The following is a 24,121-nucleotide window of genomic DNA, read 5'->3' as shown; positions in this document are numbered from 1 at the left end:
CAATGCTACCCAAAGCCCCACAACGACGGCAAAGCCGTCGACCAGGGCTTTATTGCAAAGTATGTTGCTCGATGAACGTCTGCGGCTCCAAACCCTCGCGAGATACCAGACGATTGAGCTCGATCCGTGGCAGGCGCAGCGTCAGCAGGCTTTGCCCTTCTTCATCGTGCTCTTCCTTCTGCACCGCTCCCTGAGCAAAGAACTGCGCCCGCAAACGACCCAGCCGCTGTGGCAAACGCAGCACACCCGCGAACAGATCGTCACCCAGCAGCTCGGCAATAGCCTGGCGCAGCAGCTCCAATCCTCGCCCATCGCGTGCCGACAGCCACACACGCAGTGGCTTGCCATCGGCATCACGCTGGATCTGCGGTTCGACACCTTCCAACAAATCCAGCTTGTTGTACACCTCGAGCATCGGCAACTCGTCCGCCCCAATTTCCTTGAGCACCGCCTGAACCTGCTCAATCTGCAGCATACGCTCGGGCTCGTGTGCGTCTATCACGTGCAGCAGCAGATCCGAGTTGCTCGACTCTTCCAGCGTAGCGCGGAAGGCCTCGACCAGCTTGTGCGGCAGGTGACGAATGAAGCCAACCGTATCAGCCAGAACAATAGGCCCCAGGTCATCCAACTCCAGCCGGCGCAAAGTCGGATCGAGCGTTGCGAACAACTGGTCGGCCGCGTAGACCTCAGAAGTGGTCAGAGCATTGAAAAGGGTGGATTTGCCGGCATTGGTGTAGCCGACCAGCGAGACCGAGGGAATATCGGCGCGCTTGCGCCCACGCCGAGCCTGCTCACGCTGACTGCGCACCTTCTCGAGCTTCTGCTTGATCTGGCGAATACGCACACGCAACAGACGGCGGTCCGTTTCCAGCTGGGTTTCCCCCGGGCCACGCAGACCGATACCGCCCTTCTGCCGCTCCAGGTGAGTCCAGCCGCGCACCAGGCGGGTACTCATGTGGTCGAGCTGCGCCAGCTCCACCTGCAGCTTACCTTCGTGAGTACGCGCACGCTGGGCAAAGATATCGAGAATCAGGCCGGTACGGTCAAGCACTCGACACTCGAAAGCGCGCTCAAGATTGCGCTCCTGGCTCGGCGTCAGGGAGTGGTTGAAGATAACCAGATCTACCCCTTCAGCCTTGACATGATCGCGCAGTTCCTCGACCTTGCCACTGCCTATCAGGTATTTGGCGGTCAGCCGGCTACTGGGCACACTGAAGAAGGCGGCCATGTCGGCACCTGCCGACATGGCCAGCTCCCTGAATTCCTGGGGATCTTCGCTCGCCTCGGCATCCTGACCCTCCAGATGAACCAGAATGGCCCGCTCACCGCCCTCATGACGCTCGAAGAACAATTAAACCCCCAGACTCAGGCGTTGCCGGACTCAGCGTCGCCCTGCTCGGAATCACCAGCACTCGGCAGGCGCACCGGACGGCTGGGCACGACAGTTGAAATGGCATGTTTGTAGACCATCTGGCTGACGGTGTTCTTCAGCAGGATCACAAACTGATCAAAGGACTCGATCTGGCCCTGCAGCTTGATGCCGTTGACCAGATAGATGGAGACAGGGACGCGTTCCTTACGCAGGGTATTCAGGTAAGGGTCTTGTAGCGAATGCCCTTTTGACATGTGCCGCACTCCTTTCGAGGATCAATTTCAAAAATTTTCAGTAAGTAAACAATGGCTTAAGCACGCCCACCCCAAGGAAAGACGGCCAGCGGCAAGGTCTCAATGCAATATGGAGACGCTTTCCAGGTATTTCAAGACGCAGGACAGATTGTCGCAGGCCAGACTGTCCAGCCACTGCAAGTCGCTCCAGCTGCGCAACCAGGTAAACTGACGCTTGGCCAATTGCCGAGTGGCAATGATGCCACGCTCGATCATCTCGTCCCGGGACAGTTCGCCATCCAGGTAAGCCCAGGCCTGACGATACCCCACCGCTCTTATAGACGGCAGCCCTGCGTGCAGCTCACTCCGACTGCGCAGAGCTTCGACCTCTTCGATGAAGCCCTGTTCCAGCATTGCCTGAAATCGCCGTGCAATGCGCTCATGCAAAATCTGGCGCTGCGCCGGTGCAATGGCAAGCTGGACGACAGTATAGGGTAATTGGCTGCCGGTCGATGTGCCCGTGTCGGGATTTTCCTGCATCTGCCGGCGCCTGTGCTCGGTCATGGTCTGGCCACTGACACGGTAGACCTCCAGCGCCCGGGTCAGGCGCTGCGGGTCATTGGGGTGTATGCGCGCAGCCGATTCAGGATCAACTGCCGCCAGTTCTCGGTGCAGTGCCTCCCAGCCTTCGGCGGCCGCCCGTGCCTCCAGTTCCGCGCGCACAAGGGGATCCGCGCTTGGCATGTCGGCCAGGCCCTCAAGTAATGCCTTGTAATACAACATGGTGCCGCCAACCAGCAGCGGAATGCGCCCCTGCTCCACGCTCTGCGCCATCAGTGCCCGGGCATCGGCACAAAACTCCGCCGCCGAATAGCTTTCGGCCGGGTCACGAATATCGATCAGCCCGTGCGGGAACACCTCAAGCACGGCTCGCTCAGGTTTTGCGGTGCCAATGTCCATACCGCGATAGACCATCGCCGAGTCGACGCTGATCAGGTCGCATGGCAGCAGGCGGGCCAACTCCAGCGCCAGATCCGTCTTGCCGGCAGCAGTGGGCCCCATCAGGAAGATGACAGGAGGCAGCGCCATCAACGCCCCCTCAAAAACAGCTTGTCGAGGTCATCCATGCTCAATTGCGTCCAGGTTGGACGCCCGTGATTGCACTGACCACTGCGCTCGGTCTGCTCCATATCACGCAGTAGAGCATTCATTTCGGGAATGGTCAGACGCCGGTTGGCCCGCACCGCACCGTGACAGGCCATGGTCGCCAGCAATTCGTTGAGATGCGCCTCGATGCGGTCGCTGGTGCCGTATTCGAGCAGATCTGCCAGAACATCACGCACCAACTGAGCTGCCTGCGCCTGCTTGAGCAGGGCCGGAATCTGGCGAATGGCCAGACTTTCCTCACCCAGACGCTGCAACTCGAAGCCCAGACGCCGGAACCAATGCTCATGCTCTTCCGCACAGTCCGCTTCGCGCTGGCTAAGAGCAAGCGTCTCCGGCACCAACAGTGGCTGGCCCCGCAATCCCTCACTGGCCATGGCCTGCTTCAGACGCTCGTAGGTGATTCGTTCATGGGCCGCATGCATATCCACCACCACCATACCCAGGGCATTCTCGGCGAGGATGTAGACGCCCTTGAGCTGGGCCACGGCATAGCCAAGCGGAGGAATATCCCCCTGCTCCGGCGGCAGCCCCGCTACCGGTGCCGGAGATGTTGACAGCGGAGCAAAATAGTCACGGTAAGCAGCCTGCGCCTCGGCTGTCGGCAAAGGCGCGACGGGGTTTGCCGGTACATAACCGGCGGAGCTGCCGCGCCAAGCGGTTGAGGGCGCAGCCACTGGAGCCTCCAGTACGGTAGCAGCCAGCCCCATCTCGCCCTGCGGGCCGAACTCTCCGGCAGCAGCGCCGCTAGCCCGAACCACCGGCGCAAGAACCGCTGGTGCCGCCAGCTGATCCTCAGGACGCACATCAGCCAGCGCCCGATGCAAGGTGCCGTAGAGGAAGTCGTGCACCATCCGGCTATCGCGAAAGCGCACCTCATGCTTGGTCGGATGCACGTTAACGTCCACCGTCGCCGGATCGATCTCGAGGAACAACACGAAGGTCGGATGGCGACCATTGAACAGTACGTCGCGATAGGCCTGACGCACCGCATGGGCGACCAGCTTGTCGCGCACCATGCGGCCATTGACGTAAAAGTACTGCAAATCCGCCTGACTGCGGGAGAAGGTGGGCAGGCCGACCCAGCCCCACAATCGCAGACCACCGCGCTCGATCTCAATCGGCAATGCCTGCTCGAGGAAAGCCGGGCCACAGACCGTCGCGACCCGACGGGCACGGCCAGCCTCATCATCGGCGGCGTGCAGACCGAAAACGCTCTTGCCGTTATGGCGCAGATGAAAAGCGACATCGAAACGCGCCAGCGCCAATCGTCGGATCACTTCCTGAAGATGATCGAACTCGGTCTTCTCCGAACGCAGGAACTTGCGGCGCGCCGGAGTATTGAAGAACAGGTCGCGCACTTCCACCGAGGTGCCGACCGGATGCGCCGCCGGTTGTACACGGGGCTGCATGTCTCGACCCTCAGTCTCCACCTGCCAGGCTTGCTCGGCATCGACCGTGCGCGAGGTCAGGGTCAGCCGCGATACCGAACTGATCGAAGCCAGCGCCTCGCCACGGAAGCCCATGCTGACCACTGCTTCCAGGTCCTCCAGTTCGCGGATCTTGCTGGTGGCATGACGCGCCAGCGCCAGCGGCAAATCCTCAGCGGCGATACCGCTGCCATCATCGCGCACCTTGAGCAGCTTGACCCCGCCCTGCTCGACCTCGATATCAATGCGCCGGGCTCCGGAATCAAGACTGTTTTCCAGCAATTCCTTGGCCACCGAGGCCGGACGCTCGACCACCTCCCCGGCAGCGATCTGGTTGGCAAGCCGGGGGGAAAGAAGATGAATGCGGGACATGCTGCTCACTGTTGGGAGGCCAGTGCCGTGGCGGGGATCTGCAGTTTCTGCCCGACCTTGATCACGTCGCTCTTGAGATTGTTGGCGCTACGCAGGCTCGCCAGGCTGATCTGGTAGCGCTGGGCGATCAACGCCAGACTCTCGCCACTCGATACCACGTGCTCGCGCGGCCCCAGCGCGATTTTGCCTTCGTCACGCAACCAGGCCACATAGGTGCCAGGCGGCGGGTTCTCGTGAAAGAACTGCTTCACGCCGGTGGTAATGGAGCGCGCCAACGCCTGCTGATGACTGGCGGTATGCAGCTTCCTCGCCTCGTTGGGGTTGGAGATGAAGCCGGTTTCCACCAGGATCGAGGGAATATCCGGGGACTTCAGCACCATAAAACCGGCCTGCTCGACTCGCCGCTTATGCAATGGGGTAATGCTCCCCATGTTCGACAGAACCTTCTGCCCGACATTGAGACTCGAAGCCAACGAAGCAGTCATCGACAGATCCAGCAGCACGCCGGCCAGCATCTTGTCCTTGTCGTCCAAACTGACATTGCCGGCACCGCCGATCAGGTCCGACTGATTCTCCGCATCGGCCAGCCAACGTGCGGTTTCCGAGGTAGCCCCACGCTCGGACAGGGCATACACCGAAGCACCGAATGCCGAGGATCGCGGTGCGGCATCGGCATGAATGGAAACGAACAGATCCGCGCCTTTCTTACGAGCAATTTCGGTACGCTTGCGCAGCGGAATAAAGTAGTCGCCGGTACGCACCAGCTCGCCACGGAAGCCCTTCTCGGCGTTGATCTGCCGCTGCAGTTCCTTGGCGATGGCCAAAGTCACGTGCTTCTCGTACTGGCCCTTGACCGGTGAGAGCGCGCCCGGGTCCTCGCCACCATGGCCAGCATCGATGGCTATCACAATATCTCGCTTACCGCTGGGTACTGGCGTCACCTTGGGTGGTGGCTGGGTCGGCGTAACCGGAATCGGCGGACTACTGGCAGTCACTCCCGGGGCCGCCGCCGGAGGTGCACTGCCCTGGTCGAACAGATCGACCACCAGGCGGTGACCGTACTGTTGGTTTGGCGCCAGGGAAAAGCTCTTCGGCATGACCGGAGCCGACAGATCGATGACCACACGCAGCTCATTCGCGCTGCGCTGGGCCGAACGGATCCCGGTGATCGGAGTATTGGTCAGCGACAGTTGCTCGAAACCGGTCGCCAGACGAGCGTCACTGACATCGATAACAATGCGATCGGGCGCTACAAGGGTGAATACATTGTGCTGCACCGGTCCCGACAGATCGAAAACCAGCCGTGTGTTGTCCGGGGCGCGCCACAGGCGCACGCCGCGCACGTCCGAAGCAGCCAGCACCTCGGCGACCAGGGCCACCCACAACAGTGCCACTGCGGTAACCAGCGCGCCTATGCGCATACCCAACCCCATCGATAGCAGTCTATTTCTTGCCACTCAGGGCTCTGCACCAGGACTCGCCACGAGTCCCATGCCCCTGCAGCAACAGCGAACGGCCGCCCGCTTGCGGGCTAATGGTAATGTCCAGGTCCGGCTTTGGCAAAACGCCGACTCCTCGCTGCGGCCACTCTACCAGGCAGAGCGCAGCCTCTTCGAAGTAGTCGCGAATGCCGAGGAACTCCAGCTCCTCCGGATCTACCAGGCGGTACAGATCGAAGTGAAAGGCTCGCACCTCACCGATTTCGTAAGGCTCGACCAGGGTAAAGGTAGGACTCTTGACCGCACCTGTATGCCCCAGCCCACGCAGGATGCCGCGTGAAAGCGTGGTCTTGCCCGCCCCAAGATCACCATGTAGATAAATCACACCAACGCCGCCACTGATCTCGGCGATGCGCTTGCCTAGCGCCAGCATCGCTGCCTCATCGGCCGCATCCAGCTTCAATTCACACAAGGACACAATTCCTCCAGTAACTGACGAATGGCGTAGGGCAAATCGCCTGCGGCCAGTCCACGGCCCTGCCGGCCCAACCTCTCGCCGGCGCAAGCATGCAGCCAGACGCCCAGGCAGGCAGCCTCAAAAGGCGCCATACCCTGAGCCAGCAACGCCCCGAGCAACCCGGCCAGCACATCACCCAGGCCAGCACCAGCCATGGCCGGATGCCCCCGATTGCACACGGCCAGACGACCGTCCGGCGCCGCCACCAGACTGCCGGCGCCCTTGAGCACCACCACCAGACCGTAGCGCTGCGCCAGTGCCAGGGCCGCAGCCGGCCGGTCAGCCTGAATACTGGTCGTATTCTGTCCGAGCAGGCGCGCGGCCTCGCCCGGATGCGGGGTAAGCACGCCCATTCGCGGCGCCCCAACCAGCCCCGTCGCCAGTAGATTCAGGGCATCTGCATCCCAAACCTGGGGCTGCTCCAGGCCTTCGACTGCCGAGAGCAGGCTACGTGCCCAACTGCCCTGACCAAGGCCGGGACCGACAACACAGACATCGGCCCGCGGCAGCAGCGTCTGTAGCTGATTGGCGGACGCGACCGCCGTACACATGATTTCCGGACGACGCACCAGCGCGGCCGTAACGTGTTCGGCCCGCGTAGCCAGCGACACCAACCCCGCTCCGGCGCGCAGACCGCTGTCGGCACAAAGCAGCGCCGCGCCGCCCATGCCCTGTTCACCACCGATGACCAACAGGTGACCGAACTGCCCCTTGTGCGCCAGCACCTGACGCGCAGGCAGCCGCGGCAGACCGGCCGGGTCTAGCCGAGTAGCCAGGGAGGGAGCCTCTGCCAGCAGTCTGGGATCAGCATCAAGGTCGTCGAACTGCAGCTCTCCGCACAGCACAGGCCCCTCACCGGTAAACAGCCCCAGTTTGAGAGCGATAAAGGTCACGGTCAGATCAGCCTGTACCGCCACTCCAAGGCAGCCCCCACTGTCGGCATGCAGCCCAGAGGGAATATCCACGGCCAGCACCGGCAGGCCACTGTGATTGATCCGCTCGATGGCCCGGGCATAGGGCTCACGAACCGGGCCGCAAAGACCGGTGCCCAACAGCGCATCGACCAGCACGCCGGACAGCGGCGTCGCCTCGTGCCAGGGCAAAACCGGTACGCCGGCGGCCTCGGCTTCAGCACGGGCTCTGGCAGCATCACCGTGCAACGTCGCCGGATCACCCAACGCCAGCACCTGCGCCCGCCAGCCGGCACGCTGCGCTAGAGCGGCAATCAGATAGCCATCGCCGGCATTGTTTCCACGCCCGGCCAATACGGTAAGCTTCCCGACCTGCGACCAGCGCCTGCTCAGCGCACGCCAGGCGGCATGGGCGGCACGCTGCATCAACTCGAAGCCGGGCGTGCCGGCTGCGATCAGCTGCGCATCCAGTTCGCGCACCTGCTCGGCGCTGTGCAGCTTCAGGGGCAGGAAGTCAGGGGATGGATACATGGCTCGCTCGCAGCAGATGTCTGGCAGAATTATACGCACCTACATCGCCTGCGCCCGCCCCATGTCCGATCCTGATCTCGACCTTTCCGCCCTGGCCCTCCGTATCAAGCAATGGGGCCGCGAACTGGGTTTTCAGCAGGTGGGCATCACTGGCATAGAACTGGGCGAGCATGAGGAACACCTGCAGCGCTGGCTGGCCGCCGGCTACCAGGGCGAAATGGACTACATGGACGCCCATGGCAGTAAGCGCTCGCGCCCGGCCGAGCTGGTGCCAGGTACCCTGCGCGTGGTGTCGCTGCGCATGGACTATCTGCCAGGCGATACGCAGATGGCGCAGCGCCTGGGCGAGCCGGTGCAGGCCTACGTGTCGCGCTACGCCCTGGGCCGCGACTACCACAAGCTGATCCGCAAACGCCTGCAACAGCTGGCCGAGCGCATCCAGAACGAGATCGGACCATTCGGCTACCGCGCCTTTGTCGACAGCGCTCCGGTGTTGGAAAAAGCCGTGGCGGAAAAAGCCGGGCTCGGCTGGATCGGCAAAAACACTCTGGTACTTAACCGCAAGGCCGGCAGCTGGTTCTTTCTCGGCGAACTGTTCGTCGACCTGCCGCTGCCGCCGGACGCTCCCCACGGCAGCGAACACTGCGGGCGCTGCAGCGCCTGCCTGGACACCTGCCCGACCGCCGCTTTCGTCGCCCCTTACGTGCTGGATGCGCGGCGCTGCATTTCCTACCTGACCATCGAGCTGAAAGGATCGATCCCGGAGGAGCTGCGCGGCGCCATCGGCAACCGCGTATTCGGCTGCGACGACTGCCAGATCGTCTGTCCCTGGAACCGCTTCGCCCGCCCCACGAGCCAAGGCGACTTTATGCCGCGCCACGGCCTGGACAACAGCAGCCTGGCCGAGCTGTTCATGTGGAGTGAGGAAACCTTCCTCAGCCGTACCGAGGGCTCGCCGCTACGCCGTGCCGGCTATGAGCGCTGGCTACGCAATCTGGCAGTGGGCCTGGGCAACGCGCCTTCCACCATCCCCGTGCTCGAGGCGCTGCGTGCTCGCCGCCAGCACCCCTCAGCGCTGGTACGCGAACACGTGGAGTGGGCGCTGCGGCGCCATGGCGAGTCCTAGCCAGACATGGTACAGCGAGCGGATCAGACCTTGAGGAAGTGCTCGCGATAGTGACGCAGCTCGGCGATGGATTCACGGATATCGTCCAGCGCCTGGTGGGTGGCGGTTTTCTGGAAGCTTTCCTTGACGTGCGGCGCCCACATGCCGGCGAGAATCTTCAGGGTGGAGACATCCAGATAACGGTAGTGGAAGTAGGCCTCCAGAGCCGGCATGTACTTGTAGAGGAAGCGACGATCCTGGCCGATACTGTTGCCACAGATCGGTGACTTGCCTCGCGGCACCCATTGTTCAAGGAAGGCAATGGTCTGCGCCTCAGCCCTGGCAGTGTCGATGGTGCTTTCCCGCACGCGCTGGGTCAGACCGCTCTGACCATGAGTCCGGGTGTTCCATTCGTCCATCCCGGCGAGAATCTCGTCGCTCTGGTGGATGGCGATCACCGGACCTTCAGCTAGCACGTTAAGCTCGCTGTCGGTGACGATGGTAGCCATCTCGATGATCACGTCTCGCTCGGGATCCAGCCCGGTCATTTCCAGGTCGATCCAGATCAGGTTGTCGGGGTTTTGCATAGCAAAGGCTCCTTGGCTCAGGCGCGAAGTCTAACAGGACGATACCCGACACGGGCGAACGACCGCCCCAGCGCCTTCGCTGGATACGCTCAGTTGCACAGCGCCGAGCCCGCCGGTAGCCGTGCTAAACTCGCCGCGTTCAACTCTCCATCACCCTGGACGCTCCATGGCCAAACGCCAACTGAACCGCCGCCAGAGCTGGCGTATCGAAAAAATCCAAAGCGAACGCGCCTCCCGCGCCGCCCGGCGCGAATCCAGGGCCGTCGAGGCACTGGAGGGCGGTGATCTGGGCCCGGAGCAGACTGGCCTGGTCATTGCCCACTTCGGTGTTCAGGTAGAAGTCGAGGCCCTGGAGGGCGAAACCGCAGGACAGGTCTTTCGTTGCCACCTGCGCGCCAACCTGCCCGCCCTGGTAACTGGCGACCAGGTAGTCTGGCGTCCAGGCAACCAGGGCGACGGGGTGATCGTTGCGCAGTTGCCGCGCAGCAGCGAGCTGTGCCGCCCAGACATGCGCGGCCAGCTCAAACCGGTGGCTGCCAACGTCGACCAGATCGTCATCGTCTTCGCCCCGCTGCCCGAACCGCACGCCAACCTTATCGACCGCTATCTGGTGGCAGCCGAACACGCCGGCATCCGCCCCCTTCTGCTGCTCAACAAGGCCGATCTGATCGACGCGCAGAACCGCGAATCGCTCCAGGCGCTGCTGGGGGTCTACCGCAAACTGGGCTATCCGCTCCTGGAGGTTTCGGCTCACCAAGGTGACGGATTGGAACGCCTGAAGCAGGCGCTGGATGACCACGTCAGCGTATTCGTCGGTCAGTCCGGGGTAGGCAAATCCTCACTGGTCAACGGCCTGTTGCCCGGTGTCGACACCCGCGTCGGCGCCCTCTCGGAGCTGACCGGCAAGGGCACCCACACCACCACCACTGCGCGGCTGTTCCACTTCCCGGGCGGCGGCCAGCTGATCGACTCGCCCGGCATCCGTGAATTCGGCCTGGGCCACGTCAGTCGTGCGGATATCGAGGCCGGGTTCATCGAATTCGGCGAATTGCTCGGACACTGCCGCTTCCGCGACTGCAAGCATGACCGTGAGCCCGGCTGCGCCCTGCTCCAGGCTCTGGAGGACGGCCGCGTGCAACCTCAGCGCATGGCCAGCTACCGACACATAGTCGCCAGCCTGCCGGAAGACGACTACTGAGACTCCAACTGCTTGAAGTGCAGCGCACCGTCCTCAAAGATGTTCAGTTGCTGGCGAACCTGCCCAGCCGGCAGCGGTGACTTGGTCGCCTCCTTCGGCTGCGACTCGGCCGCCGGCGCCTGCTCCTCGTCCTGCCCCCGCTCGCCCTCGATGGCCCGCTGCGCACGTTTGGTCAGCACCACGATATCGATACGACGGTTGACCGGATTGAATGGGTCATCCCGGTCGAACAGGGCCGAAGAAGCATAACCGACCACACGTGCGACCTGCTCGTCGGAATAGCCTCCGGCGACCAAAGTACGGCGAGCGGCATTGGCGCGGTTGGCTGACAGTTCCCAGTTGCCGAAATCACCACTACCGCTGAACGGTTTGGCATCGGTGTGGCCGCTGATGCTGATCTTGTTCGGCACCGCGCGAATGGTGTCAGCCATGGCCAGCAGGATGTCCTCGAAGTAAGGCTGCAGTTCAGCGCTGCCAAGGGCGAACATGGGCCGGTTCTCGGCATCCGTGATCTGGATGCGCAAGCCATCCTGGGTAATCTCGAACAGAATCTGATCCTTGAAGCGCTGCAACTGCGGGTTTTCCTCAACCTTGTTCTGCAGCTCCTGCAGCAGCAGCTCCAACCGCTCGCGCTCCACCTGATCGGCCAAAGTCTCAACCAGATCCGTACTGATTTCCACCTGATCCGGCTGGTTTTCCGGAGCGTCGGAAATATCCGGATTAAGCGTGCGATCCGGCGAAGGCGTCGGCGTACCACCGAGATCGATGGCATAGGGACTGGCGCTCTCGGTAAAACCGATAGGATCCTGAAAATAGCCGGAAATGGCCCGCTTCTGCTCTGGGGTGGCCGAGGACATCAGCCACATCACCAGAAAGAACGCCATCATGGCGGTAGCGAAGTCGGCGAAGGCGATCTTCCAGGCGCCGCCATGACCGCCACCGGCTGCCTTGCGCCCCCTCCTGATAATGATGGGTTGGTTGTTTTCCATGCTGGGGATCTGATCCGCTTAACTTCGTCGCCACACCGGCATCAGCTGCCGCGCATTGCCTGTTCAAGCTCGATGAAGCTCGGCCGGTGCGCCGGGAACAGCACCTTGCGACCGAACTCCACCGCCAGGCTCGGCGGCATGCCGGATGCCGAAGCCACCAGTGTCGCCTTGATCGCTTCGTACAGATTCAGCTCCTCACGCGCGTCATGCTCCAGAGCCGCCGACAGCGGCCCGAAGAAACCATAGGAAGCAAGAATCCCGAGAAAGGTACCCACCAGGGCGGTGCCGACCTTCTCGCCGATCTGCGTGTTGTCGGCATCAGCCAGAATAGACATGGTCAACACGATACCCAGAACAGCGGCGACGATCCCCATCGCCGGCAAACCGTCGGCCACCTTGCCAACTGCATGCGACGGCCTCTCCAGATCCTCCTTGAGACTCGCCAGCTCCATGTCGAACAGCCCCTCAAGCTCGTGCGGAGCCATGTTGCCGGACGACATGATGCGCAGGTAGTCACAGATGAATGCTGTCATCCGCTCATCCTTGAGCACGCCCGGGTACTTGCTGAAGATCGGACTGGCGCCAGGCTCCTCGACATCCGCCTCGATCGCCATCATGCCTTCGCGACGACTCTTGTTGAGGATCTCGTAGAGCAGCTTCAGCACCTCCAGATAATAGGTGTGGGTAAAGCGCGAACCGAACAGACTCAGTGACTTGCGGAACACCGTCATGAACATGCTGCCCGGATTGGCCTGCAGAAATGCTCCCAGGGCCGCACCGCCGATGATCAGCACCTCGTAGGGGTGCAGGAGCGCCATGAGCTTGCCGCCAGACAGCATGAAGCCACCGAAGACGCCACCAAGAACCACTATGATGCCAATGATTTTTGCCATAGAAAGAGTGCTTGCAGAGACAGGAAACAGGGCTATTGAAAACAACCCTTCTAATTATCGGAAGTTATACGCCAGACTATAGCCCCTTATGATCAAAAGCCAGTTCGACACGAGCCGATATGTCACCCGCAAAGCCTCTGCCACGTACCCTGGGAGCCTGGCTGGAACAGCTGGCACGGCTGCCGCTGCCCATCGAGCAGGAACAGCACCTGCAGCTGCGCCGGGCACTGAGTGACAGCAGCCGGAGTTGGCGGGAAATCGCCGAGGTGGTCGAGCAGGCGCCAGCCTTCGCCTTGCAGGTGCTGCGCGAAGCCAATCGCCTGAGCCAGCGCCTGAGTGAGCCGGCAGAAAGCATCGAGGTAGCGCTGGCTCGTTTGGGCCTTAGCCGCTGCGAGGCTTTGTTGACCCACGCCCCGGCACTACCGGAGCGTTCCATCGCGCAGGCGTTCCGGCAGATCCTGCTGATCAGTCAGCACGCCAGCCAGCAGGCTCGCGGGTTATTCGGTGCCCGCCTGGCGCGGTTATGGAACGAGCTGCACGGCTGCAGCCTATTGTTTCTGGCCCCGGTCTGGCCACTTGTGCATGCCTATCCGCAGCTGTTTGAGACCTGGGAGCAGCGCGTGCTGCTTAAGGGCGAGCCTCCGGCTCGTGTTGAGCAGGAGCTGCTCGGCGTTTCGTTGGTACAGCTCTGCCTCCGGCTGGCCGAACACTGGCGATTGCCAGAATGGATCATCCGCTGCTACCGCCTGCTCGAAGATGACCGCCGGCACTTGGCGCAGGCTCTGCGCATTGCCCGCCATGATGAAAATCCACTGCAACAGCAACAGCTACTTGATGACACCCCCCTCCTGCGTCACTGGCTCACCCACCCGGGCAACTGCGTGTTACTGGCCAATGCCCTGGCACTGTCGGCCCACCAGGCCTGGAACACGGATAACTGCCTGCGCTGGCAACGGCTGACCGGACTGTACCTGCAACAGTCGCTGAGCGAGCTGCAACAAGCTGTTCACCAGCAGGCGGTCAACAGCGCTCGCCTGATTCAGGCAGACAACCTATGGCACCCTGCCGAGTCATTGATCTGGCCATGGGACACTCATCGCCTGAGTGCGCCGGTTAGGCCGGCCCCGCCACCAAACCGCGAAGCCCTGAGCGCCTGGCGCCAGCAGTGTACTCGCCTGCTCGCCGAACCCAGCGAGTTCCTCAACCTGCCACAGCTGACCAGCTGTGCACGCGATGCCCTGCAGGCCTGCGGTTTCAGCCGCGCACTGATTTTGCTGGTCGACCGCCAGCACAACCGCCTGTTGCCGCAACAGCAGGCAGGCCTCGGCCAGCACGCTCTGAGCCTGAGCTTCGACCCGAACCAGAGCCAACTGCTACGCCGTCTGATCAGCGAGCCGGGCCAGTTGCACCTGACCCCGGCCAATATAGCGCGCTTCTCTGCTCTGCTGCCGGGCAACCTCAAGGCCTTGTTTGCCGGCGAGCATCTTGTTTTGCGCTCGCTGGCCAGTCACGGCCAGGTTGCCCTGCTGCTGGTGGCGGATCAGCAGGGTCAGCCGCTGAACGACATCTGCCTGCAGGCATTTGGCAAAACCGCACAGTGCATCGAACGCGCCCTGAACGGCTTTTCCCGGCGGACTCGCTGACTCCGCCGCGCTTGTGCTCTTTCCGCTACAATCGAACTCTTTTCGCCTAGGGAGGCTGTCATGTCCGCCTTCGCCAACCTGCCACTCGTTATCGAACCTGCCGAACTGGCCGAACGCCTGGACGCCCCCGATCTCGTCCTGCTGGATCTTAGCAGTGCCGCGCGCTACGCCGCCGGGCATATCCCCGGCGCGCACTGGCTCGATACCCGGCGAACCCAGTACGGCCAACCTCCTGCTCCGGGCCTGTTGCCCGAGCGAGAACGACTGGAAAGCCTGTTCTCGGATCTAGGCCATCATCCGGACATTACCTACGTACTCTACGACGATGAGGGTGGCCCCTGGGCCGGTCGTTTTATCTGGCTGCTCGATGTCATCGGCCATCGGCGTCACCACTTTCTCAACGGTGGCCTGCATGCCTGGATAGGCGACGGGCTGCCACTTAGCCTGGATACGCCGGCCCCGCGCCAGCCAAATCAGGTTCGACTGACACTGGACGACACACCTACCGCCAGCCTGGACTACCTGCTGAATCGCCTGAACACTGCCGACCTGGCCATCTGGGACGCTCGCAGCACCGCTGAATACCACGGAGACAAGCTCAACTCGGCACGCGGCGGCCATATCCCGGGCGCCATAAATCTTGAGTGGACGGCCGCTATGGATCCGACACGCAACCTGCGCATCCGTAATGACATCGCCGAATGCCTGCTGCAGCTGGGACTGACTCCGGACAAGGAAATCGTCACCCACTGCCAGACCCACCGGCGCTCGGGTTTCACCTATGTCGTAGCTCGCTCGCTGGGCTATCCGCGCGTCCGCGCCTATGCCGGCTCCTGGGCCGAGTGGGGCAATCTGCCCGACACCCCCATCGACCGCTGAATCGCGCCAGCCGCCATCAACCGCCTCGGCCATCCGACGCTACTGTCGCATCACAAGGAATCACGATGAAACAACGCCTCTTTATCCTTAGCCAGTACCTTCTCCCCCACCACTTGCTTTCGCGCCTGATCGGTTGCGTCGCCGAGTGCCGCATCGGCTGGCTGAAAAATCGTCTGATTTCCTGGTTTGTGCGCCAGTACCAGGTCGACATGAGCCAAGCTCAGATCGAAGATCCTCGCGCCTACGAACATTTCAATGCTTTCTTCACCCGCGCACTGAAAGACGGTGCCCGCCCACTGGATCAGACGCCCGGAGCAGTACTCTGCCCGGCCGACGGCGCCATCAGCCAACTCGGCAGCATCGAGCATGGCCGGATCTTCCAGGCCAAGGGCCACAGCTTCAGCGCCACCGAACTGCTGGGAGGTGACGCCGAACGCGCCGCGCCCTTCATGGGCGGCCAGTTCGCTACGGTGTACCTGTCTCCTCGGGACTACCATCGCGTACACATGCCACTGACCGGTACCCTGAAGGAGATGATCTACGTTCCGGGCCGGCTGTTCTCGGTAAATCAGACCACAGCAGAAAACGTCCCGGAGCTTTTCGCCCGCAACGAGCGCGTGGTCTGCCTGTTCGATACCGAGCGCGGCCCCATGGCAGTGGTGCTGGTCGGCGCGATGATCGTAGCCAGCGTGGAAACCGTCTGGGCCGGTCTGGTCACGCCACCCCGGCGCGCACTCCGCAGTACCCGCTACGACGCCGAGGCCCGCGCGCCCATCGAACTGGCCAAAGGCGCGGAGCTGGGTCGCTTCAAGCTGGGCTCTACCGCCATCGTGCTGTTCGGCCCGAACCAGGTACGCTGGGCCGAGGAACTCGGCTCCGGCAGTGCCGTACGTATGGGCCAGTTGCTGGGTCACGGGCAGGAGTGATCGAATCTGCTTACGGGACTAGCTGCCAGTCTGGCATACCGCTCGTCGCAACCACGCCGGTTAAGCCGGCTCTGGGATCGAGCTGTCAGCGAGGCAAGATGCTGCTAGAGTTTTGATGACCAGTACCCAGGGCCGCTTGTCCCGAGCGACCGGAGTATCCGAGTTTGATGGATAAACAGAGCCTTCATCTTCAATTGCTGCGTCTCCCAACACCAGACAAACAGAGTCTCGGCTTCTGCGACGGTACGCCGCGCGGTCTCAAGCGCTGGATCGACGGTCTGCCCAAGGCCAACATTGGGGAGACGGCGCGCCAGCTGTACCAGGCACTGGTGGACATCAATCTGTTCCAGACATCATCGGACAACCGCCTGAAACTGCTTGAGCTGTTGCGCCCGGAAGTCGGTTTCGTCTGCCAGCACCTGGAACGTCACTTCCTCAACCAGGCCATCGTTCTCGATGAGCGCCCACGCAAGATCGCCAACCTGTGCCAGGCCCTGCAAAACCACTTGGCAGTGGGTTACAAACTGATCGTCGCCCGTACCCTGGCACACAGCAGCAAGGAGCGCACCCAGCTACTTGCAGTGGCGCTTCAGCGCGCCTGCCACAGCTTGTACGGGCCGCTGGTGCGCGCCTGCCAATTGTATTGTCCGGTTCCGGAAGGCCTCTGGCTGGAATTGCATCAGCTTTATCAGATAGGCTGCCTGCAGCGCCTGCAGCGCCTGGCCATCCGTGACCCACTGGCCCGTCATACCCGGGGCCTGAGCCTGGAGCAGACCTACATCAGCGCACTGCTGCTCGGCTGCGCCCGCACCAACCAGATGCGCCAGGGCAACATCGCCCGTCTGGCAGAGGCCCTGGAAGCCTGGAGCCCCCTGGTGCTCCTACAGAAAGGCGATCGTCCCAGCAGCCTGTTCGCCGTGGCTCCACAGGTCGATGGCCCGCCGCGCTACCGTTCACTGCACCCGAGCAGCACGTTGTCACACCTGCTGGGCATCGATACCCAGCCCCTGGTCGAGGCTCTCAGGGACTATCTGGCAATGCCGGAAAACGAACGCCAACGTTCGCGTCTGCTGGTTCCCGAAGGAATCGGCAGCGATCTTCTGCAACACGTTACAGCAGCCTGGGGCGACATCGCCGAACGCACCTTCCAGCGCACCACCGGTCAGGGCGAGCTGACGCTATGCATCGGAATGAGTGCCCTGCACTACTTCCTCGCTGGAGAGCGCTCCTTCGCCGAAGTACTCAAACGCCCGGTCAAACTCGGCGCCGCCGTGTTCAAGCCTTCCAGCGGCCAGCCGGACATCTGGTCGAATGCCTTTGACGCACAGCGTCCGACGACCGAGGAGATCCACCTGGAGGAAATCCAGTACACCAGCGTGGCGCCTGGAGAGTCTGCCGAACCTGCGCTCAACCGGGAAAACCATCCCACCCACCTACTGGGCATCGTCAACCACAGCCCAGGTGGCTACTGCCTGTCCTGGCCCAAGGGGGTGCCCAACCAACTGCAGGCTGGCGAGTTACTCGGTGTGCAGGCTGACTCGGAACGAGGCTGGAGCGTGGCGATCGTGCGCTGGATTCGTCAGGTGCGTGGCGGCGGCACACAGATGGGCATCGAACTAATCGCCCCGCACGCCCGGCCCTGCGGTCTGCTCCTGTTACGTCGCGGCGAGCAGAGCAGCCAGTACCTACGCGCACTGCTACTGCCGGAAATCAGTGCCATCTCCCAACCTGCCAGCCTGATTACCCCGCGCCTGCCATTCCAGGAGGGCAGCAAAGTGCTGATCAACGACCACGGCGAGGAGCACAACGCCCAGTTGACTCGCCGACTTACCAGCACCGGCAGTTTCAGCCAGTTCGAATACCGCCGCATTGGCCAGGAAGAAGGCGCTGCCGGGAAGTCGGTCACAGCCTCGCAACACCACAAGCCGGCCGGGGAGGAAGATTTTGACTCGCTCTGGAAGTCTCTGTAGGCTCGGATCGCCCCATCACTTGTCGTTTTCCGCGCCCGTTCGGCGCAGTATTGACCCAACCTATGGCCATTGAAAGAAAAACCATCCGACTGCTGATCCTTGAGGATTCGCAGAACGAAGCCGAGCGTCTGGTCAGTCTTTTCCGCAATGCGGGACATGCGACCCGGGTACACCGCCTTACCTCTAGCGACGATCTGACCCTGGCACTGCAGCAGACCTGGGATCTCCTGATCTGCGCCCCCAGCAGCGAGTGTCTGGACCCCGCAGAGGCAATCACCGCCATCAGCCGTCATGCCAAAGATATTCCGGTCATCCAGCTGGTAGAGGGTAACGAGCCGGATGCCATCACCGAGGCTCTGCTGTTCGGAGCCCAGGATGCACTTCCGCAGGGCGAGGACGAACGCCTGGTGCTGATAGCCAAGCGTGAACTGGCCAACCTCGAGGAGCGTCGCGCCCGGCGCGCCGCCGAAGTGGCCCTGCGCGAAGCGGAGAAACGCTGCCAGCTACTGCTGGAAAGCTCGGTGGACGCCATTACCTACGTTCACGACGGCATGCACATTTACGCCAACCGCGCCTATCTGGAGATGTTCCACTACGAGGATGTAGAGGAACTGGAAGGCATGCCGATGATCGACCTGATTGCCAGCGCCGATCAGGGCGCGTTCAAGGACTTCCTGAAGAACTACCAGAGCGCCGAAGGCCATGCCGAGCTCAGTTGCCAGGGCGTACGCGCCGATGGCAGCACCTTCGCTGCACAGATGAGTTTTTCTCCGGCTACATACGACGGCGAGCCCTGCATCCAGGTGGTAATCCGCGCCGAGACCTCCAACGCCGAGCTGGAAGAGAAACTGCGCGAAATCAGCTGCCAGGATCTGGTCACCGGGCTGTTCAACCGCACCCACTTCCTCGAACTGATGGATGCCGCAGCCGAGCGCGCGGTGGGCAGCGGTCAGCCATCGACCCTGGCCTACATCCGAGTCGACCGTTATGCCAGCCTGCAGGGCGAGGTCGGCCTGGCAGGTGTTGATCTGCTGCTAACGGATCTGGCCGACATGCTGCGCGAACATTTCCCCGCGCAAACCCAGTTGGCGCGCTTCGGCGACGACGTGTTCACCGCCCTGCTGCCCGGGCAAACGCCTGAGCAGAGCCAGGCTCACCTGAGCGCCCTGCTCAAGCAGGTGGAAGGTCATCTGTTCGACGTCAGCGGCCGCACCGCGCAGACCACGCTGTCGATCGGCGTGGCCGGCCTCAGTGAAAAGACCGCCAAGGCCCAGGAAGTCATTGAACGCGCCCACCGGTGTGCCGACGAGCTGGGCGACGGCAATGCCCTGAAACTCTACGATCCGGCCGAGGAACTAGCCGCCGCAGCCAGCCGCGGCAACCTGCTGGCCATGGTGCAGCAGGCTCTGGAAAACAACAGCTTCCGGCTGCTTTTCCAACCCATCATCAGTCTGCGCGGCGACGCCCATGAACACTACGAAGTATTGCTGCGCCTGCTCAACCCGCAGGGAGAGGAGGTTCCACCGAAGGAGTTCCTCCACGCAGCCACCGAGGCCGGGCTCGGCGAGAAGATCGACCGCTGGGTGATCCTCAACTCGATCAAGCTACTTGCCGACCACCGCGCCAAGGGGCACAACACCCGCCTGTTCATCCACCTGTCCAGCGCCAGCCTGCAGGATCAGACCCTGCTGCCCTGGCTGAGCGTGGCACTGAAGGCTGCACGACTGCCATCGGACTCGCTGGTCTTCCAGTTCAGCGAACCAGATGCGGTGACCTACCTGAAGCAGGCCAGAGCCCTTACCCAAGGGCTGGCACAACTGCATTGCAAAGTGGCCCTGTGTCAGTTCGGCTGTGCATTGAACCCCTTCAACACGCTCAAGCACCTGCATGTGGACTTCGTCAAGGTAGACGGTTCCTTCTCTCAGGATCTGGGCAATCCGGATAGTCAGGAAGCCCTGAAGACACTGCTCAGCAGCCTGCACGCCCAGGCCAAGCTGACCATCGTGCCCTTTGTCGAGAGCGCCAGTGTGCTGGCCACGCTGTGGCAGGCCGGGGTCAACTTCATCCAGGGCTACTACCTGCAAGGCCCGAGCCAGTTCATGGATTACGACTTTTCCGCCGGCGACGAATAAGAGCCGGCCGCGCAGTCAGCAGCCGACAGACAGCGGGGCGGCGGCTAACGCAGCCCCTCGCGATCGCGATAGCCGAGCAGGTAGAGGATGCCATCGAGACCCAGTGTGGAAATCGCCTGCTTGGCCGACTGCTTGACCAGCGGCTTGGCACGGAAGGCCACGCCGAGGCCGGCCAAACCAAGCATCGGCAGATCGTTGGCACCATCACCGACAGCAATGGTCTGCTCCAGTTGCAACCCTTCCTTTTGCGCCAGTTCACGCAGCAGATCAGCCTTGCGCTGGGCGTCGACGATGGGCTCGACCGCCACCCCGGTAACCTTGCCGTCGACGATCTCCAGTTCGTTGGCAAACACGTAGTCGATACCCAACTGCTGCTGCAGCTTGCGGGCGAAGTAGGTGAAGCCGCCAGAGAGAATCGCCGTCTTGTAGCCAAGGCGTTTCAGCTCGGCGAACAGCGCCTCGGCTCCCTCGGTCAGGCGCAGGGAGGCAGCAATGTCCTCCAGTACATCCTCGGACAGCCCCTTGAGCAGACTCAGGCGCTCCTTGAAGCTGGCGCGAAAGTCCAGCTCACCGCGCATGGCCCGCTCGGTGATTTCAGCCACCTGCTCGCCGACCCCGGCAGCCTTGGCCAGTTCGTCGATTACTTCAGCCTCGATCAGCGTCGAATCCATGTCGAACACCGCCAACCGGCGGTTACGGCGGAATACCGTGTCGCGCTGAAAGGCGATGTCGACACTGAGTTCCTGCGCAACACTGAGGAATTCGGCACGCAGGGCCGCCGGATCGGCCGGCTCGCCGCGCACGGAGAACTCAATGCAGCCCTTGCCCTGCTCTGCCGGCATATCCAGCGGCATGCGCCCGGACAGGCGGTCGATATGATCGATGTTCAGGCCGTAGCGAGCGGTAATGGCGCTTACCCGCTGCAATTGTTCGGCTGTGACCTTGCGTGTCAGCAGGGTAACAATGTGGCGGGCCTTGCCCTGACCGCCGACCCACTGCCGGTAGTCCTCCTCGGAGACCGGGGTAAAACGCACCTGCTGGTCGAGCTCATAGGCGGTAAACAGCAGATCCTTGAGCACCGCCTGGGAGCGGCCGTTGTCCGGGATCTCGATGAGGATGCCGAACGACAGAGTGTCGTGAATCACTGCCTGGCCGATATCGAGAATATTCACCCCACCCTGAGCCAGCACCCCGGTAATGGCGGCGGTCAGTCCGGGGCAATCCTCACCTGTGATATTGATCAGGACGATTTCACGCAAGACACACCCCCCAAGGTAAAGGATTGAACGGGCAATGCAGCCAACTAACCATCACCCGACGAAAAGTCGTCCATTCTACCCAGTTTCCGACACCTACGCGCAGCCGCGCGCTTTGCCGCCCCCAGTGCGCTCGCTATACTGCGCGGCATCATCAGTCGACAAGAGCCGAGCTCTGTGAACCGGCCCTCGCCCGTCAAACCCGACAACGTCTTCATTCTCATCTTCAACGCACTGCGCAGTCGGCGCGTGCCGCTGGTATTGCGCATCGCCAGCCACAGCCTGTTGCTCGTGGCACTGGCGATGGTGATCTATGCCTGGGTCATGGGCATGCAGTTCAAGCAGGCCATGCAGCAGCAAGCCGATGCCCTGGGCCAGGCCCTGATCACCCAGACGGCTGCTTCGGCCACCGAGCTGCTGGTGTCCAATGACATCCTCAGCCTCAACGTGCTGCTCGGCAACCTGGCGAAGAACCCGCTGGTGGCGCACGCTGCCATCTACAGCGTGGATAACCGCATTCTTGCCGAAGCGGGCACACGCCCTACGCGCAGCATGCTGGGCGAGACCGAAGGACTGTATTCCACACCCATCACCTTCCAGGAAGTGATCGCCGGGCAGTTGCGCATCAGCCTGGACATGGGTCAGTTCCAGCAACCGATGACCATCAGTCTGCAGAGCATGGCGATCCTCAGCCTGATCCTGCTGGCTCTGTCACTGTCGCTGAGCATGCGCTTGGGCCGACATATTTCCACGCCGCTGCTGCAGTTGCGCCTGTGGCTACGTGATCCGGACGATCCCGCCCCGGGCGCCGGACGCAACGACGAGATCGGTGACCTGGCCCGCCAACTGCAGGCCCGACTGGTACCGGAGCACGCTCCGGCCCAAGCGCCAGCATCCGATGATCCGCGCGTCGAGGATGAGGACCTGGTCACCCTGACTCCGCAACGCGACGACGTATCTGCAGCAATGAACGAGGACGAGCCGCTCCAGCCCTGGCCTGAAGCCATTGAACCAGAAGATCCGTTCGCCGAGCTGCGCGAGGAGGTCGAGACCGAAACGCAGCCAAGCGGAGCCATTGAGCTGGCCAGCGCCGTTCTGGCCATCCAGCTCGGTGCTCAGGAGCAGTTGCGCCGCCTGCCACGCACGCGTCTTCTGGACTTGCTGGAGCGCTACCGAGCTTGTCTGGAACAGGCTGCCGCTCTCTACCAGGGCCGACTACACACGCTCAAGGACGGCAGCAGCCTGATGCTGTTCCATGAGCGGGAATGCGGCGAGGACTACCTGACCCATGCCATCTGCTGCGGCGAACTGATGCGCGCTCTTGGTCACGCCCTGCAGATCGAGGTAGCTGACAGCGGCATCACCCTGCAGCTGCAGCTAGGCCTGGCACTGGGCAGCGGCCTTGAGACGCTGGGCCAGGCCGAGTTGCTGCTTAGCGACAGCGCCCTCGATGCTCTGGCCCTGTCACAGCACAGCCGCAACCTGCTGCTGGTGGATCAGCGCGTTGCTCAGGATGATCTGGCACGTCAGCGGGCCCGCATCCGGCCGATTGCCAGCCCCGAGGGAGCCAGCTGCGTCGAACGCCTGCTCGACCCCTATCCGGCTCTGCTAGAACGACAACTGGCGCGCATGCACGACAACCGGGCCTAGGCCCGGAGTGTCGGGCACTGCCCTGCGCGGCAATCCGCCAGCCAGTCCTTCCAGCGAATCCGCTCGTCACGCACCAGCCAGCCGTCCTGCTCGGCGAAGCTCTCCGACAACCACAGGCCGCGAGTCGCGGCCGGCAGCAACACGCCCTTGCGCAAGGTGAACAACTCGCCACTGGGCACGCCACGCTGCAGTGCCAGCAGGTAGATATCCGGTCGCCGACGTTCCAGACGGGCCACCAGTTGGCCGTCCTCCAGGCACTCGTCAACATGGAACAGGCTGAGCTGGCGGGCTTCGCGTGGCAGCTCGAGGCTGAAATCGTAGATCAGCTGCAGGGACGAAGTGGGCAGATGGACATAGGCGCGCGGGCGCTCCTGCAGAATCAGGCTGCCACACTGCACCGGGCGCGCCGCACCGGACAAGGGCAGCAGGCGGAAGTGACACGACTCGCGATAACGCAGCCTGTCATGGTAGGGAGTCGGCAGCCAGGTATCGACAAAACGCCCCGCCAGCCAACCTTCGCTGCTTTCCAGCAGACACTCCTCTGCCACCTCCTGGATAGCGGTGAGCAGCGGCAGGTTCAGCTCGTGTGCCGGCACGTAGCCGGAAATCAGCTTGAGCACCGTATCACCGCGATCCGACCGATGCTGACGCACCAGCAGCCAGTAGTCGCGCCCGTGCAGGCGCAGACTCAGGCGCACCGAGACACCAAGATTGGCCAGTTCCACGGTGAACTGCGAGGCGTCCTCGAGCACCAGGGGCCGGCGCCTCGCTAGCATCTGGGCGAAGCTCAGCGGCTGCCCCAGGCTTTGGTAGCGCAACCCATCAGGAGCAGCCTCGACCAGCAGCGGCAGGGTCTTGAAGTTGCTCGGATCCTTGCGGGTCAACGTACGCGACATCGGTGCTCCTTCGCTTGGTAGGCCGCCA

20 protein-coding genes are annotated in these 24,121 nt (G+C 62.6%); 8 read left to right on the top strand and 12 right to left on the bottom strand.

Features of this window, described 5'->3' with window-relative positions:
- Window positions 1–49: 49 nt before the first annotated feature.
- The 7 genes from hflX to NCCP436_RS11535 all read right to left on the bottom strand — a co-directional run bounded on the left by hflX (window position 50) and on the right by NCCP436_RS11535 (window position 7,969).
- Window positions 50–1,351: a ribosome rescue GTPase HflX gene (hflX, locus tag NCCP436_RS11565; protein ID WP_220804154.1), complete on the bottom strand. Its 1,302-nt coding sequence runs from the start codon at window positions 1,349–1,351 to the stop codon at window positions 50–52.
- A gap of 14 nt (window positions 1,352–1,365) precedes the next feature.
- On the bottom strand, window positions 1,366–1,626 hold the full coding sequence (hfq, locus tag NCCP436_RS11560) for an RNA chaperone Hfq (RefSeq protein ID WP_220804153.1): 261 nt from the start codon (window positions 1,624–1,626) through the stop codon (window positions 1,366–1,368).
- Window positions 1,627–1,725: 99 nt separating this feature from the next.
- The gene (miaA, locus tag NCCP436_RS11555; protein WP_220804152.1) at window positions 1,726–2,697 is read right to left on the bottom strand and encodes a tRNA (adenosine(37)-N6)-dimethylallyltransferase MiaA; all 972 of its coding nucleotides are present in this window, start codon (window positions 2,695–2,697) and stop codon (window positions 1,726–1,728) included.
- Window positions 2,694–4,580, bottom strand: a complete 1,887-nt coding sequence (mutL, locus tag NCCP436_RS11550) for a DNA mismatch repair endonuclease MutL (RefSeq protein ID WP_220804151.1) — start codon at window positions 4,578–4,580, stop codon at window positions 2,694–2,696. The genes miaA and mutL overlap by 4 nt, the downstream gene beginning before the upstream one ends.
- Window positions 4,577–5,992, bottom strand: coding sequence for an N-acetylmuramoyl-L-alanine amidase (locus NCCP436_RS11545; protein WP_309295061.1), 1,416 nt, complete (start codon window positions 5,990–5,992; stop codon window positions 4,577–4,579). Before NCCP436_RS11545 ends, mutL begins: the two co-directional genes overlap by 4 nt.
- 22 nt (window positions 5,993–6,014) lie before the next feature.
- Complete coding sequence (gene tsaE, locus NCCP436_RS11540; protein WP_220804150.1) at window positions 6,015–6,482, bottom strand: tRNA (adenosine(37)-N6)-threonylcarbamoyltransferase complex ATPase subunit type 1 TsaE; 468 nt, start codon at window positions 6,480–6,482, stop codon at window positions 6,015–6,017.
- Window positions 6,470–7,969 carry an NAD(P)H-hydrate dehydratase gene (locus NCCP436_RS11535; protein ID WP_220804149.1) on the bottom strand — a complete coding sequence of 500 codons (1,500 nt, stop codon included), beginning with the start codon at window positions 7,967–7,969 and terminating at the stop codon, window positions 6,470–6,472. Before NCCP436_RS11535 ends, tsaE begins: the two co-directional genes overlap by 13 nt.
- A gap of 61 nt (window positions 7,970–8,030) precedes the next feature.
- On the opposite strand from NCCP436_RS11535, the gene queG reads away from it, so the two are divergent.
- Window positions 8,031–9,095, top strand: coding sequence for a tRNA epoxyqueuosine(34) reductase QueG (queG, locus tag NCCP436_RS11530; RefSeq protein ID WP_375709488.1), 1,065 nt, complete (start codon window positions 8,031–8,033; stop codon window positions 9,093–9,095).
- A gap of 23 nt (window positions 9,096–9,118) precedes the next feature.
- Here queG and orn read toward each other — a convergent pair whose 3' ends face one another.
- Window positions 9,119–9,661 (bottom strand): oligoribonuclease, encoded by a 543-nt coding sequence (gene orn, locus NCCP436_RS11525; protein ID WP_220804148.1) that lies wholly within the window; start codon window positions 9,659–9,661, stop codon window positions 9,119–9,121.
- Window positions 9,662–9,827: 166 nt separating this feature from the next.
- Between orn and rsgA the strand changes: the two genes are divergently transcribed.
- The gene (rsgA, locus tag NCCP436_RS11520) at window positions 9,828–10,859 is read left to right on the top strand and encodes a small ribosomal subunit biogenesis GTPase RsgA (protein WP_220804147.1); all 1,032 of its coding nucleotides are present in this window, start codon (window positions 9,828–9,830) and stop codon (window positions 10,857–10,859) included.
- On the opposite strand, the gene motB is transcribed toward rsgA, so the two are convergent.
- Window positions 10,853–11,848 (bottom strand): flagellar motor protein MotB, encoded by a 996-nt coding sequence (gene motB, locus NCCP436_RS11515; RefSeq protein WP_220804146.1) that lies wholly within the window; start codon window positions 11,846–11,848, stop codon window positions 10,853–10,855. The two genes, rsgA and motB, sit on opposite strands and share 7 nt — an antisense overlap.
- A 41-nt stretch (window positions 11,849–11,889) precedes the next feature.
- Complete coding sequence (motA, locus tag NCCP436_RS11510) at window positions 11,890–12,741, bottom strand: flagellar motor stator protein MotA (protein WP_220804145.1); 852 nt, start codon at window positions 12,739–12,741, stop codon at window positions 11,890–11,892.
- Window positions 12,742–12,860: 119 nt separating this feature from the next.
- On the opposite strand from motA, the gene NCCP436_RS11505 reads away from it, so the two are divergent.
- The 5 genes from NCCP436_RS11505 (at window position 12,861) to NCCP436_RS11485 (ending at window position 20,291) form a co-directional block, all read left to right on the top strand.
- The gene (locus NCCP436_RS11505; protein WP_220804144.1) at window positions 12,861–14,384 is read left to right on the top strand and encodes an HDOD domain-containing protein; all 1,524 of its coding nucleotides are present in this window, start codon (window positions 12,861–12,863) and stop codon (window positions 14,382–14,384) included.
- A 60-nt stretch (window positions 14,385–14,444) separates the two neighbouring features.
- The gene (locus tag NCCP436_RS11500; RefSeq protein WP_220804143.1) at window positions 14,445–15,263 is read left to right on the top strand and encodes a rhodanese-like domain-containing protein; all 819 of its coding nucleotides are present in this window, start codon (window positions 14,445–14,447) and stop codon (window positions 15,261–15,263) included.
- 59 nt (window positions 15,264–15,322) lie between these two features.
- The gene (asd, locus tag NCCP436_RS11495; protein WP_220804172.1) at window positions 15,323–16,189 is read left to right on the top strand and encodes an archaetidylserine decarboxylase; all 867 of its coding nucleotides are present in this window, start codon (window positions 15,323–15,325) and stop codon (window positions 16,187–16,189) included.
- A gap of 167 nt (window positions 16,190–16,356) precedes the next feature.
- On the top strand, window positions 16,357–18,159 hold the full coding sequence (locus tag NCCP436_RS11490) for a molecular chaperone (protein WP_220804142.1): 1,803 nt from the start codon (window positions 16,357–16,359) through the stop codon (window positions 18,157–18,159).
- A 62-nt stretch (window positions 18,160–18,221) separates the two neighbouring features.
- A complete protein-coding gene (locus tag NCCP436_RS11485; RefSeq protein WP_220804141.1) occupies window positions 18,222–20,291 on the top strand; it encodes an EAL domain-containing protein in 2,070 nt (689 codons plus the stop codon).
- 44 nt (window positions 20,292–20,335) lie between these two features.
- On the opposite strand, the gene serB is transcribed toward NCCP436_RS11485, so the two are convergent.
- Window positions 20,336–21,550 (bottom strand): phosphoserine phosphatase SerB, encoded by a 1,215-nt coding sequence (gene serB / locus NCCP436_RS11480; RefSeq protein WP_220804140.1) that lies wholly within the window; start codon window positions 21,548–21,550, stop codon window positions 20,336–20,338.
- Window positions 21,551–21,724: 174 nt separating this feature from the next.
- On the opposite strand from serB, the gene NCCP436_RS11475 reads away from it, so the two are divergent.
- Window positions 21,725–23,197: an AhpA/YtjB family protein gene (locus tag NCCP436_RS11475; RefSeq protein ID WP_220804139.1), complete on the top strand. Its 1,473-nt coding sequence runs from the start codon at window positions 21,725–21,727 to the stop codon at window positions 23,195–23,197.
- Here NCCP436_RS11475 and NCCP436_RS11470 read toward each other — a convergent pair.
- Window positions 23,194–24,093 carry a metal ABC transporter ATPase gene (locus NCCP436_RS11470; RefSeq protein ID WP_220804138.1) on the bottom strand — a complete coding sequence of 300 codons (900 nt, stop codon included), beginning with the start codon at window positions 24,091–24,093 and terminating at the stop codon, window positions 23,194–23,196. The two genes, NCCP436_RS11475 and NCCP436_RS11470, sit on opposite strands and share 4 nt — an antisense overlap.
- Window positions 24,094–24,121 lie beyond the last annotated feature (28 nt).

It is taken from the genome of Pseudomonas sp. NCCP-436, from assembly GCF_019656335.1.
Lineage (GTDB): Bacteria > Pseudomonadota > Gammaproteobacteria > Pseudomonadales > Pseudomonadaceae > Aquipseudomonas.
The sequence above is the reverse complement of the archived record's forward strand: the minus strand, read 5'-3'. Positions and strand labels throughout refer to the sequence as shown.

Coding starts and splice junctions, on each gene's coding strand:
- queG (WP_375709488.1), top strand. CDS start 8,031: ATGTCCGATCCTGATCTCGACCTTTCCGCCCTGGCCCTCCGTATCAAG.
- NCCP436_RS11545 (WP_309295061.1), bottom strand. CDS start 5,992: ATGCGCATAGGCGCGCTGGTTACCGCAGTGGCACTGTTGTGGGTGGCC.
- NCCP436_RS11500 (WP_220804143.1), top strand. CDS start 14,445: ATGTCCGCCTTCGCCAACCTGCCACTCGTTATCGAACCTGCCGAACTG.
- motB (WP_220804146.1), bottom strand. CDS start 11,848: ATGGAAAACAACCAACCCATCATTATCAGGAGGGGGCGCAAGGCAGCC.
- NCCP436_RS11485 (WP_220804141.1), top strand. CDS start 18,222: ATGGCCATTGAAAGAAAAACCATCCGACTGCTGATCCTTGAGGATTCG.
- rsgA (WP_220804147.1), top strand. CDS start 9,828: ATGGCCAAACGCCAACTGAACCGCCGCCAGAGCTGGCGTATCGAAAAA.
- NCCP436_RS11470 (WP_220804138.1), bottom strand. CDS start 24,093: ATGTCGCGTACGTTGACCCGCAAGGATCCGAGCAACTTCAAGACCCTG.
- hfq (WP_220804153.1), bottom strand. CDS start 1,626: ATGTCAAAAGGGCATTCGCTACAAGACCCTTACCTGAATACCCTGCGT.
- NCCP436_RS11490 (WP_220804142.1), top strand. CDS start 16,357: ATGGATAAACAGAGCCTTCATCTTCAATTGCTGCGTCTCCCAACACCA.
- orn (WP_220804148.1), bottom strand. CDS start 9,661: ATGCAAAACCCCGACAACCTGATCTGGATCGACCTGGAAATGACCGGG.
- motA (WP_220804145.1), bottom strand. CDS start 12,741: ATGGCAAAAATCATTGGCATCATAGTGGTTCTTGGTGGCGTCTTCGGT.
- NCCP436_RS11535 (WP_220804149.1), bottom strand. CDS start 7,969: ATGTATCCATCCCCTGACTTCCTGCCCCTGAAGCTGCACAGCGCCGAG.
- NCCP436_RS11505 (WP_220804144.1), top strand. CDS start 12,861: ATGTCACCCGCAAAGCCTCTGCCACGTACCCTGGGAGCCTGGCTGGAA.